Consider the following 16,072-nt stretch of genomic DNA (forward strand, 5'->3'; position numbering starts at 1 on the left):
CAGTATCTTGTAAGAGGCGAAAAAAAAGCAACGGCGACTGCCGTTGCTTTATCTCTTACACTAACATTCTTTCACACTACACGCCGTTAGCCTTTGATATGAGGGATGGGAAGTTTTTGATAAGACTCAACCCATGCCGTATACGCTTCCGGTTTTTGCCACACGTGGTAGTGCAAGCGCGATATCGTAACGGGATCGCTAAGCAACGCCAGACGCTGATTATTGCTTACCTCTTCCGGTTTACGATTCAAGACATCACGTACATTTTGCTCGCGCACGTCCTCAATCGCCCGACTGAACCGATGACGCGCCGTCGCCATTGCACTGGCAAGGGCGTTAACAGACGGATCGAAGACGGCCTGCATAAACCCGTTATCAAGCCTACGCTGGTGGTTCAATCGGCAATATTCATCCGTAGCAACCAGTTCACGCGGTGGATTGAACTCTTCCGGTATCATCAGCAGTTTTGCTCGTTTACAACCCAGCCCTAATACCGCACGGCTTGAATAAACCGACACAAACGGCGATAAAATCAGTGAGAAAACAATCGGCGACAGCCACCACAAGAAGCGCAGATCTAACCATGCCATGCCAATCGCCCAAACCAGCCCCAGAATCAACTGGGAACCATGGCGTACAAATGCCTCACTCCATGGTGTCGCATCATCATCACGCTGTGGAGAATTCCACTGCACTGACCAGCCAAGGAACGCGCTGACAACAAACACCGTGTGGAACAACATACGAACCGGTGCCAGTAGAACCGAGAACAGCATTTCCAGCAGCAGGGAAAGGAATACCCGGAAAGCGCCGCCGTACTCTTTTGCGCCTTTTGCCCACACCAGAATCACACTCAACAGCTTTGGCAAGAACAGCAGGACCAATGTTGTAGAGAAGAGTGCGATAGCCAGTTCTGGCCGCCACTGTGGCCAAACGGGGAACAGTTGTCGCGGCTGCAAGAAGTACTGAGGTTCCATCAGCGTATGCACAACCTGCAACGCAGTAGAGAGCACCAGGAACATAAACCACAGCGGTGCCGACAGGTAAGACATTACGCCAGTCAGGAAAACTGCACGGTGAACAGGATGCATCCCCTTAACCAGGAACAACCGGAAATTCATCAGGTTGCCATGACACCAGCGGCGGTCACGTTTCAGTTCATCTAACAGGTTAGGCGGCAGTTCTTCATAACTTCCCGGCAGGTCGTATGCGATCCACACCCCCCATCCGGCACGACGCATCAGCGCCGCCTCAACGAAGTCGTGAGAAAGGATCGCTCCGGCGAACGAACCTTCACCCGGCAACGGTGCTAGTGCACAGTGCTCGATGAACGGTTTAACACGGATAATCGCGTTATGTCCCCAGTAATGCGATTCACCCAATTGCCAAAAATGCAGACCGGCGGTGAACAACGGGCCGTAAACACGCGTCGCAAACTGCTGGCAGCGCGCATACAGCGTATCCATACCTGAAGCTTTCGGCGAGGACTGGATGATACCGGCGTTCGGGTTCGCTTCCATCAGTCTGACCAGAGAACTCAGACATTCGCCGCTCATGACGCTATCGGCATCCAGAATCACCATATAGCTGTACTGGTTACCCCAGCGACGGCAGAAATCATCAATATTACCGCTCTTACGTTTGACGCGGCGACGGCGGCGGCGATAGAAAATGCGCCCTGCTCCGCCAACATCACGACACAGCTCCATCCAAGCTTTTTGCTCAGCCACACAGATATCAGGATCGTTACTGTCGCTCAGGACGTAAATATCAAAATGCTCAAGATTGCCCGTCGCTTCAACAGATTCATACGTCGCACGTAACCCCGCAAACACACGTTCTACGTCTTCGTTACAGATCGGCATGATCAATGCCGTTCGATGCTCCGGATTCAGGGCTTCGTCACCTGCTGTTGTGGAAGAGATACTGTATTTGTCTCGACCGATAAGCAGTTGCAGGAACCCCATCAGCGCCGTCCAGAACCCAGCCGATACCCAGCAGAACAGCACCGCAAACAAAACGAGTATCCCGCTTTGTAGCACATAAGGCAGCAGTTGCATCAGCGAGCGCGTCCAAGGCTGACCCGCCATTTCAAACGGATCGATAAGCGCCCAGCCCTGATACGGCAGGATGGTTTTCATGTACCAGGTTGCAATTGCAGTCTGGAACAGCGTCAGCGCCAGCAGGATATAGCGCCGAATGGTTCCCACCAGACGCCAGCGGTTTTCGGAAATTTTCTCTTCCGGGCTGTAATGAGGGCGAGGTGGCACAGTCCGACCTAGCAAGCTTTCCCACCAGCGAATCAGCGGGTTAGTCCGCCAGACGTCGGGGAACATCGAAGCACGGGTAATGACGGGCATCGCTTTTAATGCCGTCCGTCCTTCTCTGTCTGTGCCAAGTTGCTTACCATTGTCCAAACCATCAGACCAAGCCATGCCAAGACGTGCCTGCACGGAACGCAGCGCAACATCATCCTCGGCCTGAACATTAACCTGATTACCTTCAGGCTGGCTACCTTCAGACAAAGCCTGATGCAAAACGGCCTGATCGTTCCAGGCCGCTTGCGGTAACTTTTCACGAAGAACCTCTGCCTGCTCAGCAGGCAGAGGAAGTTTCTCAATATAATCGAGAGAAGAAGTTGACTTATTCATTAGCAGGTAGCTGATTGCTCCAGGTTTCAGTCAATGTCGTCTCGCCATTAACCAACGCAGCCCTCATTTCAATCGGCTGTTTCGCATCTTTCACACGCAAACGCAGCGTCAGACGCCAGCCATGAGTTACCGGGTTATAGCGAACATTATTTTCTACAATCTCGCCGTTGTCGCCAATACTGACCTGAGAGGCTACCGGAGCGTTCTCATCCAACTCTTTTAAATTCGGTCCAACAAAATCCACAATATAAGCGATCGTGCCGTCAGGCTGGCGGATCAGGTTAGATTGTTTGACGTCACCGGCAGAACGGCGAGTTTGTTGAACATAGGCAACATCCGGGGAATGCAGTTGATCTTCATCGCGCGTAAAGTGCAGACGATATTTGATATCCAGTGGTTTGCCCGCTTCCGGCAACACATCAGGGGTCCAGAAAGCAACGATGTTGTCGTTGGTTTCATCCGCAGTAGGGATTTCAACCAGCTCAACTTTTCCTTTACCCCATTCGCCTTTCGGTTCAACCCAACCGCTTGGACGTAAATCGTAGCGGTCATCAAGATCTTCATAGGCAGCGAAGTCACGGCCGCGTTGCAGCAGACCAAACCCTTTCGGATTTTCTACCGCATAGGTGCTCACGGACAGATGCTTCGGATTATTCAGCGGACGCCAAATCCATTCACCATTACCGGCATGAATTGACAAACCGTTAGAGTCGTTCAGCGCCGGACGGTAGTTCAGCGTCGGCGACGGTTGGTTCGGCCCAAACAGATACATACTAGTCAGTGGAGCAATACCCAGTTTGCCTACCTTGTCACGCAGGAAGACTCTAGCCTGCACGTCTACTACGCTGTCACGCCCCGGATAAACGGTAAAGCGGTAAGCCCCAGCGGCACGTGGAGAATCCAGCAGTGCATAAATAACCAGATGCTTATCATTCGGCTTTGGACGTTCAATCCAGAATTCTCGGAAACGAGGGAACTCTTCGCCGGAAGGCAACGCAGTATCGATAGCCAGGCCACGGGCAGACAAACCATAGATCTGGCCTTTGCCTACCACACGGAAGTAGCTGGCACCCAGCATGCTGACGATTTCATCGTTCTTATCTGCTTTATTGATTGGATAGAGAACTTTAAAACCCGCAAAGCCGAGATTTTTAACCGCTTCAGCATCGTGATTAACGGAACCAAAATCAAAATACTCAGGCGAGTATTTAATCTCATCAACCGTTGTCGCCGTGACTTCATTAACTTTCACCGGGGTATCGAAATACATCCCCTGATGGTAAAACTGTAGTTTGAAGGGCGTCTGTATATTATTCCAGTATGACTTATCGTTATTGAAACGAATTTGCTGGTAGTCCGCAAACTTCATATCACGAAATTGCGCAGGAAGATTACTTTTCGGCGCTTCAAAACCCTTTTGTGACAGTTTTTCAGCCTGCTGTGCCACATCATCAATAGAGAATGCCCAAGCAGGCACTGCGCTTACAGACAGCATAATAGCGGCGGACAGCCAGCGAAGGCTAGCAACCCGCTGTTTAAACCCAAATTTATTATCCAGCACAGCTCCCCCTGTTGGTGTGCTTCAATCAACTAAAATCCATATTAATGGATAAGTTAGCTTTCCTACAACTTGATAAAGATATTGTTCATCATAATAGGCTAGCGTTTAAACAAAGAGAACGCTAAAGCATGATAAATCGGGTTGTAAAAATGGAAAACAGCCACGGACTATAGCGAATATCGATCTATACGGGCGTAGGATTATTCCGTTTACGTCTGCACCACCGTCTATGACCCACCGATAAAAATCGGAATGTGCGGCTACGCTAACACACATATAGCTTAAAGCATGACGGGCATAAACATTTGTGTAACAAAGCAAGGCCAAGTAAAGTATCCCTCTTGGCTGAACCCGGTATTGTTAAATTAAGACTGCTATGCTTTTGTCCGCACTACGACGGCGAAGTTTCCCAGCCTGGGTTGGCATCTTCGCTATTTTGACCATCTTCATTGCACCAGTGATTTCACAGACACTGGTGCCTCGCGGGCATGGACTTTATGAAGATGGCACAACCGCACATAGCACGACCCCACACGGTAGAGCCGGACATGATATAACCGCGCCTGTCAGTAACAGCGGTGCTATCGCTGAGCAGCATCACTCTCATACTGGGCACTCGGTGTCCGGGCATCACATAACGCCATCACACCATTCCTCATCATCGCCGTCCATGATGATGGATCATGCCGCTTGTGGTTATTGTGTCCTCTTCGCGTATACGCCAGCGCTGTTCGCAACTGGCTCACCTAATCCCATATTGACAGCGTCCTTATCTGAAGCGCTAGCCATACGTTTTGTTTCCCGAATTGCGCTTCCCGAACGTTACACCTCTCCTGTGGTGCGCGCCCCGCCTTTCTGAATCCTGCAGTATCATGCCTGCGGGCATTTATAACACATCGCGCCATCCTCCCTCAGGTATGGTGTTTGAGCTTTCTTTTGCTAAATGATTTCAGAGGGTTCTATGTCACACCCTAATCAGGCATCAGCCCCTGTCGGCGCCTCCGGTGCGCGTTCAACTGGCGAAACTGCGTCGGATAAGCACGCAATGGATAACCTATCGCCACGTGCTGCAATTGTTGCCCTGTTGATCCGGCTTCACTTTTATATTGGTATTTTTGTCGGTCCTTTTATTTTCGTCGCCGCTCTGACAGGAACGCTGTATGTCCTAACGCCGCAGATTGAAAATCGGCTGTATTCACACCAGCTTTTCACCGAAAGCCAAGGCACACCGCATTCACTGGCAGAGCAAATTCATGCTGCGCAGGCTGGGCTTACCCATCATCAGGATGCAAAACTGCTTGCGATACGCCCCGCTCCTGTCGCCGGAGAAACGACCCGTGTCATGTTTGCCTTACCGGAATTGGGACCATCAGAAAGCCGTGCTATTTTCATTGACCCCGTCTCACTGGAAAATCGCGGCAGTGAGATTGTCTATGGCACCAGCGGCATTCTGCCATTTCGTACCTGGCTTGATTATCTGCATCGCGGGCTGCTATTAGGCGATGTCGGGCGTAATTACAGCGAGCTGGCAGCATCCTGGCTGTGGGTTGCGGCCTTGGGTGGCATTGTCATCTGGTGGTCAACCCGCCAGATGTCATCAGCAAGCAGACGGCGGAAATTGAAAAATAGCCAGACGACGGCAGCGAAAACGCAGCGCCTACGCCATTGGCACGCCACGATGGGACTCAGCCTCGTGCTTGGTTTGCTCTTTTTCTCCGTAACAGGGCTAACCTGGTCGCAGTGGGCAGGAAGTAATATCTCTGTCGCGCGCACCGCTTTAGGGTGGCAAACCCCATCAGTAAAAACCCAGTTGCCCGCACCGATGTCTCACCACGACATGATGCACGGCCACGATATGACGATGACTACGGATGAACATGCCGAGCACCATGCGTCAATGCCAATGGAGGATGTTGATGCCTATGCACCTGCGCTATTTGATGAGGTGCTTATTGCCGCACGTCACGCTGGGATTGATGCCAATAAAATCGAAATTCGCCCCGCAACCAAGCCACACCGCGCCTGGACCGTCAGTGAGATCGATCGTTCCTGGCCAACACAGGTTGATGCCGTGTCGATTAATCCTGATACGTTGGAGATGGTAGACAAAACCGATTTCAACACCTTCCCGCTTGCCGCCAAACTCACCCGCTGGGGGGTGGATGCGCATATGGGCGTGCTATTCGGTTTGCCAAACCAGCTCATCCTCGCGGCGTTTGGTCTTGGGCTCTGTACGATGATTGTGTGGGGTTATCGGATGTGGTGGATACGTCGTCCAAAATCCCGTCATGGCGCGAATCCAGTCAACACGCTGACGGCAGCATTGTTAGTGGTTCCTATCTTTCAGCGTGTGCTCATTGTGCTCATCACGCTGCTGCTGGCAGTGAGTTTACCGGTCATGGGAATCAGCCTGCTCATCTTCCTGCTAATTGACACGGTTCGGTGGTCTATGAGCCATCCCAAGCAGGCTATCGTCAAAAATTGATTGTTGCTAGGCCCAGCAATAGAAAAACCGCCATTGTGCAATACAATGGCGGTCAATCCGCAATACACGATTAGCGACAAGGGATCAGAACGTAGTCCAGTCAGCCAATTCGCCTTTAGCAGACGTTTTTTCTGCGCGATTATTTTTAGGTGCAGCCAGTGCGGGCGTTTCTACTTTTCTTGTTAACACAGCACTTTTATAAGATGCGCCAAGGTTGAATACGCTGACCGTCCGAGCGAGGCTATTTGCCTGATCCTGCAAAGAGAGTGCCGCGGCAGCGGATTCTTCAACCAACGCTGCATTTTGCTGGGTTGTGGTATCAATCTGCCCAACGGCTAGATTAATTTGATTGATGCCATCACTTTGCTCACGACTGGCCTGCGCAATTTCACTGATGATTCCCGTTACGCCCTGCACGTTCGTCACCAGTGAATTCATCGTGATACCCGTTTCTTCCACCAGCCCCATGCCATCCTGCACTTTCTTAAACGAATCATCGATAAGCTCTTTGATTTCTTTTGCCGCCATAGCGCTTCGCTGAGCCAGTGCGCGCACCTCACTAGCGACAACGGCAAACCCTCGACCCTGCTCTCCAGCACGCGCCGCCTCAACGGCCGCATTCAATGCCAGAATGTTGGTTTGGAAGGCAATGCCATCAATCACACCGATAATTTCTGCCATACGCTGTGACGAATCACGAATGCCGCGCATCTCCTGCGTTACTGTTTCCATCATCGCACCACTTTTCTTCACCGTTGCAGAAGCGCCGGCCGCAAGATCTGTCGCCTGTGTCGTATTATCTGCGGTATTTCTTATCGTTGACGTCAATTGCTCCATCGATGAGGCTGTTTCTTCCAGCGAACTTGCCTGTTCTTCCGTTCTGGCAGATAGATCCTGATTTCCCGCTGCAATTTGCGATGCCGCACTGGAGATCGTTTCTGCACCATCACGCACCTGACTGACAATCTGTCTCAGGCTACCGTTCATATTATTCAAAGCGGATAGCAACTGACCCGTTTCATCTTTGCGATCGGTGTAAATTTCAGAGGTCAGATCGCCTTTCGCGACATTTTCGGCAACAACGAGAGCTTCTTGTAGCGGTTGGGTTACACTGCGGGTAATCAATGAAGCAATAATCAGCCCAGCCAGCGCACTGATTAAAATGATCGTGGCAAGCACCATCAGCGCATTTTTATAACTATCACTCACTTCTTGCGCTGAAGATGACATCTTATCATCCTGTATGTCGATGAATTCCTTTACTTTGCTGGTATATTTCTCTTGAGTCACACGTGTTACATTGAAATATTCTTCAGCAGCCGCATCCGTATTCCCTGCCGAGACCAGTGAAGAGAGTTTATTTGCTGAACCAAGAAAATCGCGTCGGATGTCGCCGATGTCGCGCAGTACCGCAACAGATTTATCGTCATTAACGGATTGATTTAAATATTCCATGAGTTCAGATATCGTTCCCGAACGCTCTTTGTTCAACGCAAACTGTTTATTGATTTCACTTTCTGACTTAAGCAATAACAACAGTTGCTGATTGTTGAGGTAACCATTTAGCTCATCAATGAGTTTATTGCTCTTGACGGTTAATGGGTAATTTTGAGAAACGATATCATCCATTTTCTGATGAAAATCACTTAGCTTTGAAATTGCAACGCTGCCAATTATCAGAAGCATTAATACCAGAAAAGAAAACCCTGCCCCTAATCGATATCCTATACGCCAGTTGGACAAACCCATTAACATCTCCTTAACTAATGTTTTCTATCTGCATAAAATACATAATTTAAAAATTAATATTTATTAATAAATGCAGATAATCCCAATACTCGTTTTCATAACAAAAAATACACATCTCCAAACAGACCGTTTATATGCCTTGGTAAGAAACACAAACAACATGCCAGTTGATATGCTTAGCAAATCACACGCATCGTGGCGTAGCCAAATTGATCTAACCCGCTGCAGTACGCGGTACTAAAGCCCTACACACGCAGACGGTAGAAAATTCATCATCCTTTCCGTCTCATCTTTCAGCACGTTTTTCCGCACCATAGCCGACGCTTACACACCACCCATCCCCTATAGAATCCAAGTGAATCACCGTCACTAAAATTAGGGTTGAATACAACGGCAAATACCAATACAAGTCAGAACAAATCTTCCATACGCCGAAGGCGGTATCGGCGTGTTGTAGATAATCTTTATATTTTCTAACTTATGGTATTCATATCTATTTAATCGATCATTTTACATAAATCTATCTACTTACAAGATATAAGTATTTTAAATAGACAGAAATATTGCATTTAGAATGTAACAATAAGGTCAAAAACAAATAATAACAATTTGTCATAAATTTAAATAAATAATATCTGAATTTATATTATGTCACGGATGGGGAACAGGAGATGAACGCACGATACGAAATAAATTTCTTTCCAATCACATTCAATTTCTATAAAAACATCATACGTCGGGTAAAAAAACTCAACCAGCCATTTTTTCATCAAGATGGCCGGGTGAGTTAATGTCGTTACTTGTGTTTATGCTGCCTAGAGAACCGGATCATATTCCAGCATTATTTTTTCTTGGAAGTTACTTTGGATTTACCTTTCAGCAATTCCCGAAGTTTCTTGAGTTCTTTTTGCGTCAGCGGCGCTTCTGTACCCACTTCTTCAGTACCCTGGCTATCCACCGATTCAGGAGACAGGTCAGAGGTTAGATGGCTTTCATCAAAGCTCCGTAGTAACCGAGCACTGACTTCCGCACTGATTGATACTTCGTTTTCCAAAGCTGCAGCTTTGATTTTTTCTTTCAGCTCTGGGGAAATTTTCAGGGACAGGCTAGATATCTCACTCATTTTATTACCTTTCTCATGGGGTAAAAGAGTAACCTATGATACCCAGTCAGCAATGTCCATACTGAAATAAAAATTTAATATTTCTGTCACAAAAATAACCACGTCAATTACTTAGCAAGAGGATTATTATTTCGCTATTTTTATTTCTCCAACAGGTGCTATTTATTTCCGTTTTTCATTCTCCAGTCGTCAATCATTTTTCTACTCACATCGCCTTTGTAACAAATTGGCGAATACCCCCCTGCCCGACTCCAGGCACTACGCTTACCACACTGACTACCATTACGAGTTGAATTATAAGGGCAAGGACAATTTCCTGAATAAGCAGCAATTGACGCCTGGATGATCTTTTCTTTGATCTGCTCATCAGAAATCCGAGAGCTTTTCGCCATACTAAGTGTAGAAAAAGAAAACAAGGTCATAGCAAAAACCATCGCGACAGCCAGCGTTATTTTCATACCGAAGGTCTCATTTTAAGCAGCGGTTATTAACAGTAGTACAAAATAAGTACCACCGAACACGGTCTTCCCTGACTACTCATTATGGGTTAAAAAATTGATCGTAGAATATTAACAACATAAAATGCAGGCGCTTCGAGGATAAAAGGAAACAAACGTGCCACATCACTCCCTATGGGAACTCATTAAACTGACCTACATGATCGGTTTTGTTGTTTCCTTGATCGTTACTTTCTTGTTAAGTAAGGACAAATCCCTATTCATCCGCTTTTTTGCTTCGTTAATAGTAGGGTTAACCTGGCCGCTGAGCTTTCCTGTTGTTTTGCTGTTCTCAATTTTTTAAAGCGGTGCTTATCTTCCCGATGACTCAATGCAGCAACGCCTATGCTCGCCTTTTAGAGGGAATGCCCCACGATGAGTAATATTCTGATCAGCGCCTGCCTATCCGGTTTCCCCATTCGCTATAACGGAACTGAAAAGAAATCCGTCGGCAACTATCTTGATCGGTGGCGACAACAGGCAAAATTGGTTACATTTTGCCCGGAACTGGCTGCAGGTTTCTCAATCCCCAGGCCTTCAGCAGAGATTATTCCAGCCTCTGGTGACCATTCGGTCATCACGGCGGGGGCCAGAGTCGTCGAAGCAACCGGCAGCGATGTGACCGCACGTTATATTCTGGGAGCATGGTTAACACTGCAAATGGCACAACAGCATAACTGCCGCTTTGCTCTCCTTACGGAAGGGAGCCCATCCTGTGGCAGCAATATTATCTACAGCGGACGATTTGATGGTTCACAAACGCCAGGCAGTGGCGTTACCGCCGAGTTATTACGTCACCATGGTATTGAGGTATTTTCCGATTGCGAGATCGAACGTTTAATCGAACGCGTTGCATATTGCGATCGTCATACTGACGCATAGCAACGCTGCTGCCGGTAACCAACCCCAAATGAGCAGCAGCGTTATACGAAAAATTAACGGACCACTAATACTGACATTTTCGCATGCCGAACGATGGCTGCGGCATTTGAACCGAGTAGATAGGTTTTCACATCCGGCCGTCGCGAACCAATGACAATCAAATCCGCATTAATCTCCTCTGCCAGCGATAGCACTTCGTCTCTAGCCGACCCAAAGCTAACGCTGCATGACACACGCGATGCTGGGAGATCGATCGTTTTCATTAGTGAATTAAGCTTGTCGTTCGCTTTCACCACTGCTTCATTCTCAAACTCTTTTATGCCAAAAGAATAAGCAGATAAAAATGCCGATGCATCCGGGAGGGAATGAAAGAGGTGTATTGCAGCACCTGACATTTTAGCCAGCCGGACTGCATGCATAAGCGCGTGTGCGGTAAGTTCATCTTCTTCTATATCTACTGGCACCAAGATGCTCGTGTACATAATCACCTCTCCCCTACGTGGATAACTGATTACCTGTCAGTATGTAAGAAGCGTAGTCTGCTCGTCGTCAGCAAAATATGATCCCGTTCACTTTTACGCATGTTGCTCGCTATTTTTACCTTAACGAATAGCCCATTCTTTGTATTCAGAGTGATTTCTGACAGAGGCAATATTCAACATAGTACTAGCGATTCATCTTCCATGAAGCAACGATATGTTCCGTTGTTTCTAGCGTCATTGTGTTGCCAGGAATAATAAAATTCCGCCACACGTCGTTGTAATGCGCGATTAATTGTTCTGCTTTCAACTCACCGCGATTGGCCGTCGTATGCGCATCGGAAGCAATCGTCAACGTATAGCCTCGGCTGGCCGCATTTTTAATGGTTGCATCAACGCAATAATCCGTCGCACACCCGCAAATCGTAAGGTGATTAACATCTCGTTCAGCCAGCACATCGGCTAACGACGTGCGATAAAACGCATCGCACGCCGTTTTAGTGACAAACAAACTGCCTTCGGGTTGATGGAGTTCAGGTAATAATTGCCATCCATCACTGCCTGACAGCATACCGTCCCCTTCATGCTGAATAAAAATCGTCTGGTCTGCTGCGCCTGAAAGTTGGTTTATCAATGCGACCGTCTGCGCCTTTCGCGCTCTCGGTGTTGCAAACACGGCATTCTGCATATCAATGACTATCAAAACCTGCATTTTCTTTCCTTTTTCGGCGCTTAATATCAGCATCTCATCATCACGGAGGCAGTAACGTGCCATCATCCCAGCCGTTCGATACCAGCTAGATCATGTCCACTATACCATGAGGATAAAAGTTGATTTTCCCGGAGCGCAGCAAATCAATATCAAACCAGCGGGTAACAATCGGAATACCATTTGTCTCGATACCATGAATGATATCTTGCTGATAAAGCGACTCATCCTGAAAACGAGCTTCATAGACAAAGACAATTTCATGCCCCGGTTTACCATTGTAGGAAAAGATATTTTCTGAAACCCCCAATAGCGAAAAACCCTGAGCTACGGCACTAATTTCTTCCAGGACTTCCCTCTCCGCAGCCGCCTGCGACGACTCACCAAATTCAATACCACCGCCGAGTGGCAACACATAATGCTCACCTTTTATGGGATCATACCCTTCAGCTAATAGAATTTTGTTATTATTCCGGAAAAGACAAACTGCTTTTGATCTGATCTTTTGCATGCCAACACTCCTGGTAAACGACCGCACTATGTGGGATAAAAAGACATTTTTGATAACATGGGATATATCACAGAAAAATGTCACCTCCTTGTACAGATAAAAATCTATAGGGCGTGATCAAAATACATTAACAGTCTTTATATTCAGTTGGTTTTTTTCCTCTGTCCTCCTCCCTTTCGTCATGCTTAACTCATTGAAGTCATGCCATCTCGTATAATTATTTCAGACATACTATTGGTGGGAAATAGCAATTTCATATTTATTCACCTGACATTGATCGCCGTCATTCTTTCACGATCTTACGAGTTACTGAGTAATCCAGTATTTATTTATCTTATCGACTGGTTTTATGCACGTGATGCGCTAAAGTTAACTAACTGTTTCTTCATACTTGGTGGATAGCGTATTAGCCCTGTCTGGCAAGCATGTGCATAAACTCAGTCCAAAATGCGAAAGTGAGGAAAAGCAATGCATCCAGAGGTGTCCCCAGACGAACTCTCAACATCAGGTGATCTTAGTCTTGATTCTCAAGCTAGTGATATGGAGATACTCGGTAACATTGTGGAAGAAATCATCCGTTCCGGTCATTCCGTTAGTAACAAGGCCATCATTGCTAAATTAGTGAACAAAATTGAAAAAGAGGCCAATATCGATTTTCAGGAAAAATACCGCACGTTGCTGGAGTTAGTAGTTTATAAAACTCAGGACGATTTTCTGATTTAATGCCTCATCAATACGTTCATTATGACTTCGATAAGGTTATCGTATTACCGAGATACTATCCTACTTAACGAGCAGCATTGTCGATAATAAATAGACCAAGTCGGAACAATAAAAATAAATTAATTTCTATAGTGTTGTTATCCATTACGAGTGGGTATATTTAAAACTTGATATGAAATATATTTATTTTCTGCTAATCGTTAGTTTTCATTTACGAATAAATAAGCGATGAATAACTCCCACATACACATACCGTCTCTGGCAGAAATAACAACGCCATAATAAAAAAGACGATATCGGATTTCGACCGCAGAAACGAAAACGGGCTAGCCTAAGCTAACCCGTTGAATTTTTTTGGCGGAGGAGTAGAGATTCGAACTCTAGAACACTTTCGCGTCGCCGGTTTTCAAGACCGGTGCCTTCAACCACTCGGCCACTCCTCCGCAATGACGCGCACTATAAACAGTGTGTGGGATCTTGTAAAGCATCATAGCGCTCAATTGCCTGAAAAACGACCTAACACAACCTAGTTGAGCGCAAAATCGTCACACCATGCATGAAATAGAGCGATTTATCTCCACAACATAAAAATGACAGGACAAAATACGAGCACCGGTAAAGAGTATGACAAGTTTGCAGCGTAAAGAAGGGTAAACCATCTTTAATAACGTATTGAAACTATTTATTCTTTGACATTGGATAATAGCACCCTTAAGAGAGAGTCGCTGATATGGATCGTATTGTTGTTTCTTCTACCCGTGAAAGTTCGTTACTCAGCACTCACAAAGTGCTGCGCAACACCTATTTCCTGCTGTCGCTGACACTGGGCTTTTCAGCCGTTACTGCAACGGTAAGTACTGTACTTAACCTGCCCGCCCCAGGTTTCATTCTGATGCTAGTTGGGTTTTATGGTCTGATGTTCCTGACTCATAAACTAGCGAACAGTCCTGCTGGTATTCTGGCAGCATTCGCACTGACTGGATTTATGGGTTATACGCTGGGCCCAATCTTAAGTTCACTGATTTCTTCCGGTGCAGGTGACATTGTCATGCTGGCGCTTGGCGGTACGGCTCTGGTGTTCTTCTGCTGTTCAGCCTATGTTTTAACAACGCGTAAGGATATGTCCTTCCTGTCTGGCATGATGATGGCAGGGTTTGTTGTTCTGGTTGTTGCCGTCATTGCTAATTTGTTCTTACAGATTCCGGCATTGCATTTAGCAATCAGCGCCCTATTTATCCTATTCTCTGCAGGTGCCATTCTGTGGGAGACCAGTAACATCATCCACGGCGGCGAAACCAACTACATTCGAGCAACAGTTAGTCTGTATGTCGCGATATACAATATCTTCGTTAGCCTGTTGAGCATCTTGGGTATCATGCGTAACGATTAAGCCTCATTGCTCACCGTACCGAGAAAGCCCCAACTTGGGGCTTTTTTTATTCCAGTGCAGACAGGAAAATTTGTTAAACTGCGGGCTGAGATATCGTAGGTGGAGAGAAGATGTTGGAGTTTGAAGGGCAAACGATAGCAACAGACGCACAGGGTTACCTGATGGACAGCACAACGTGGAGTGAAGCATTGGCTCTCGCGCTAGCCGAACAGGAAGGCATCACGTTGACAGAACCACATTGGGAAGTCGTCCGGTTCGTGCGCAATTTTTATCAGGAGTTCAACACCTCACCCGCTATACGCATGTTAGTTAAAGCGATGGCGCAAAAGTACGGTGAAGAGAAAGGAAATAGCCGCTACCTGTATAAACTGTTTCCAAAAGGGCCTGCCAAGCAGGCAACCAAAATTGCAGGCTTACCCAAACCAGTAAAATGCATCTAGCTTCCCCGTTTCAATAGCGGATCGTAAAGCCTTCATAGCCAGTCTTGCCATGCGGCTCAATAAGCACCTTATCAACTCTGGCGCTTCGTGGGCCCCCTTGCTTCAGCCACTCAATCAACGCGTCTACTGCATGAGATTCACCGCTTGCCACCACTTCCACACTGCCATCATTACAATTGCGTGCATACCCATTGAGACCAAGCTGTATTGCCTGACGTTGCGTACTGTAACGAAAACCGACACCCTGAACCACACCATAGACATAGGCCGCCGTCGCTATCGTTGTCATCTTCCCCACCTTATTTCGCCCCAAGCCGCCAAACAACATTTCATTAGCCGGACTGTATCTTCTAAAAATTTACACCATACTGTTAATAATGTGTTTCGCCTGTGATGCACTAACGAGCACATGGCATCATCGCTTGAAAAACCTCTGTATGCTAAAACGTAATCGGATGCGGTTATCCTCTCTCCGCAACGATGTAGAAAGTATAATCAATTTCCAGGGGGTTATATGATCATCAGCAAATTTGGCATCGGACAACAGATCCGTCATAAGCTCCTAGGGTTTCCAGGGATCATTATTGATATTGATCCCGAATATTCACTAGAAACACCTACTTGGGAAGAAATTAGCGGCAACGACACGCCGCGCACTGAACCGTGGTATCACGTGGTGATGGAAGATGACGAAGGCCAACCGATACATACTTATTTAGCGGAGGCACAGTTGATGAAGGAGGAGCTTTCTGAACACGATCACCCTTCGTTAAATGAATTAGCTGAGGTCATTCAACGTCGTGCCCCCCAGTTGCGCCACTAACTTCATCAAAAGCGGGGGATTGGCACCACTGTCAGGCATGGGCGATGTT

At 47.1% G+C, this 16,072-nt stretch carries 17 protein-coding genes and 1 tRNA gene; 8 read left to right on the forward strand and 10 right to left on the reverse strand.

Translation table 11 applies throughout. The annotated features are described in order from the left end of the window. Window positions 1-86: 86 nt before the first annotated feature. Both mdoH and A7983_RS21880 read right to left on the reverse strand, forming a co-directional pair. Window positions 87-2,651 (reverse strand): glucans biosynthesis glucosyltransferase MdoH, encoded by a 2,565-nt coding sequence (gene mdoH / locus A7983_RS21875; RefSeq protein ID WP_005970554.1) that lies wholly within the window; start codon window positions 2,649-2,651, stop codon window positions 87-89. Continuing rightward, the gene (locus A7983_RS21880; RefSeq protein ID WP_086002465.1) at window positions 2,644-4,146 is read right to left on the reverse strand and encodes a glucan biosynthesis protein G; all 1,503 of its coding nucleotides are present in this window, start codon (window positions 4,144-4,146) and stop codon (window positions 2,644-2,646) included. Before A7983_RS21880 ends, mdoH begins: the two co-directional genes overlap by 8 nt. 442 nt (window positions 4,147-4,588) lie before the next feature. Between A7983_RS21880 and A7983_RS23740 the strand changes: the two genes are divergently transcribed. Both A7983_RS23740 and A7983_RS21885 read left to right on the forward strand, forming a co-directional pair. Next, entirely contained in the window at window positions 4,589-5,071 is a 483-nt protein-coding gene (locus A7983_RS23740) for a DUF2946 domain-containing protein (RefSeq protein WP_005970559.1), read from the forward strand. Window positions 5,072-5,173: 102 nt separating this feature from the next. Continuing rightward, window positions 5,174-6,697, forward strand: coding sequence for a PepSY-associated TM helix domain-containing protein (locus tag A7983_RS21885; RefSeq protein WP_005970562.1), 1,524 nt, complete (start codon window positions 5,174-5,176; stop codon window positions 6,695-6,697). An 84-nt stretch (window positions 6,698-6,781) separates the two neighbouring features. Here A7983_RS21885 and A7983_RS21890 read toward each other — a convergent pair whose 3' ends face one another. The 3 genes from A7983_RS21890 to A7983_RS21900 form a co-directional block, all read right to left on the reverse strand. After that, entirely contained in the window at window positions 6,782-8,446 is a 1,665-nt protein-coding gene (locus A7983_RS21890) for a methyl-accepting chemotaxis protein (protein WP_005970565.1), read from the reverse strand. A gap of 841 nt (window positions 8,447-9,287) precedes the next feature. Next, a complete protein-coding gene (locus tag A7983_RS21895) occupies window positions 9,288-9,569 on the reverse strand; it encodes a hypothetical protein (protein ID WP_005970568.1) in 282 nt (93 codons plus the stop codon). A 158-nt stretch (window positions 9,570-9,727) separates the two neighbouring features. Then, window positions 9,728-10,027 carry a hypothetical protein gene (locus A7983_RS21900; protein ID WP_005970571.1) on the reverse strand — a complete coding sequence of 100 codons (300 nt, stop codon included), beginning with the start codon at window positions 10,025-10,027 and terminating at the stop codon, window positions 9,728-9,730. A gap of 157 nt (window positions 10,028-10,184) precedes the next feature. On the opposite strand from A7983_RS21900, the gene A7983_RS23745 reads away from it, so the two are divergent. Together A7983_RS23745 and A7983_RS21905 are read left to right on the forward strand one after the other, a co-directional pair. Beyond that, window positions 10,185-10,370: a GhoT/OrtT family toxin gene (locus A7983_RS23745; RefSeq protein ID WP_005970574.1), complete on the forward strand. Its 186-nt coding sequence runs from the start codon at window positions 10,185-10,187 to the stop codon at window positions 10,368-10,370. A gap of 71 nt (window positions 10,371-10,441) precedes the next feature. Then, the gene (locus A7983_RS21905; RefSeq protein WP_005970576.1) at window positions 10,442-10,948 is read left to right on the forward strand and encodes a DUF523 domain-containing protein; all 507 of its coding nucleotides are present in this window, start codon (window positions 10,442-10,444) and stop codon (window positions 10,946-10,948) included. A 53-nt stretch (window positions 10,949-11,001) separates the two neighbouring features. Here the strand turns inward: A7983_RS21905 and A7983_RS21910 are convergent, their stop codons facing one another. The 3 genes from A7983_RS21910 to A7983_RS21920 form a co-directional block, all read right to left on the reverse strand. Then, window positions 11,002-11,430, reverse strand: a complete 429-nt coding sequence (locus A7983_RS21910) for a universal stress protein (protein ID WP_005970578.1) — start codon at window positions 11,428-11,430, stop codon at window positions 11,002-11,004. A gap of 184 nt (window positions 11,431-11,614) precedes the next feature. Then, complete coding sequence (locus A7983_RS21915; RefSeq protein WP_005970580.1) at window positions 11,615-12,139, reverse strand: isochorismatase family protein; 525 nt, start codon at window positions 12,137-12,139, stop codon at window positions 11,615-11,617. A gap of 85 nt (window positions 12,140-12,224) precedes the next feature. After that, window positions 12,225-12,647, reverse strand: a complete 423-nt coding sequence (locus A7983_RS21920; RefSeq protein WP_005970582.1) for an NUDIX hydrolase — start codon at window positions 12,645-12,647, stop codon at window positions 12,225-12,227. Window positions 12,648-13,115: 468 nt separating this feature from the next. Here A7983_RS21920 and A7983_RS21925 point away from each other — a divergent pair, with 468 nt between their 5' ends. Further along, window positions 13,116-13,370, forward strand: a complete 255-nt coding sequence (locus A7983_RS21925) for a biofilm/acid-resistance regulator YmgB/AriR (RefSeq protein WP_005970585.1) — start codon at window positions 13,116-13,118, stop codon at window positions 13,368-13,370. 355 nt (window positions 13,371-13,725) lie between these two features. On the opposite strand, the gene A7983_RS21930 is transcribed toward A7983_RS21925, so the two are convergent. Further along, window positions 13,726-13,813: transfer RNA gene (locus A7983_RS21930), tRNA-Ser, on the reverse strand. A 287-nt stretch (window positions 13,814-14,100) separates the two neighbouring features. Between A7983_RS21930 and yccA the strand changes: the two genes are divergently transcribed. Together yccA and tusE are read left to right on the forward strand one after the other, a co-directional pair. Further along, complete coding sequence (gene yccA, locus A7983_RS21935) at window positions 14,101-14,760, forward strand: FtsH protease modulator YccA (RefSeq protein WP_005970587.1); 660 nt, start codon at window positions 14,101-14,103, stop codon at window positions 14,758-14,760. A gap of 110 nt (window positions 14,761-14,870) precedes the next feature. Continuing rightward, a complete protein-coding gene (gene tusE / locus A7983_RS21940) occupies window positions 14,871-15,200 on the forward strand; it encodes a sulfurtransferase TusE (protein WP_005970590.1) in 330 nt (109 codons plus the stop codon). 10 nt (window positions 15,201-15,210) lie between these two features. Here the strand turns inward: tusE and yccX are convergent, their stop codons facing one another. Next, entirely contained in the window at window positions 15,211-15,489 is a 279-nt protein-coding gene (gene yccX / locus A7983_RS21945; protein ID WP_005970592.1) for an acylphosphatase, read from the reverse strand. Window positions 15,490-15,714: 225 nt separating this feature from the next. Here yccX and hspQ point away from each other — a divergent pair, with 225 nt between their 5' ends. Then, window positions 15,715-16,023, forward strand: coding sequence for a heat shock protein HspQ (gene hspQ / locus A7983_RS21950; protein WP_005970594.1), 309 nt, complete (start codon window positions 15,715-15,717; stop codon window positions 16,021-16,023). The last annotated feature ends 49 nt before the right edge of the window (window positions 16,024-16,072 follow it).

It is taken from the genome of Pectobacterium wasabiae CFBP 3304, from assembly GCF_001742185.1.
Lineage (GTDB): Bacteria > Pseudomonadota > Gammaproteobacteria > Enterobacterales > Enterobacteriaceae > Pectobacterium > Pectobacterium wasabiae.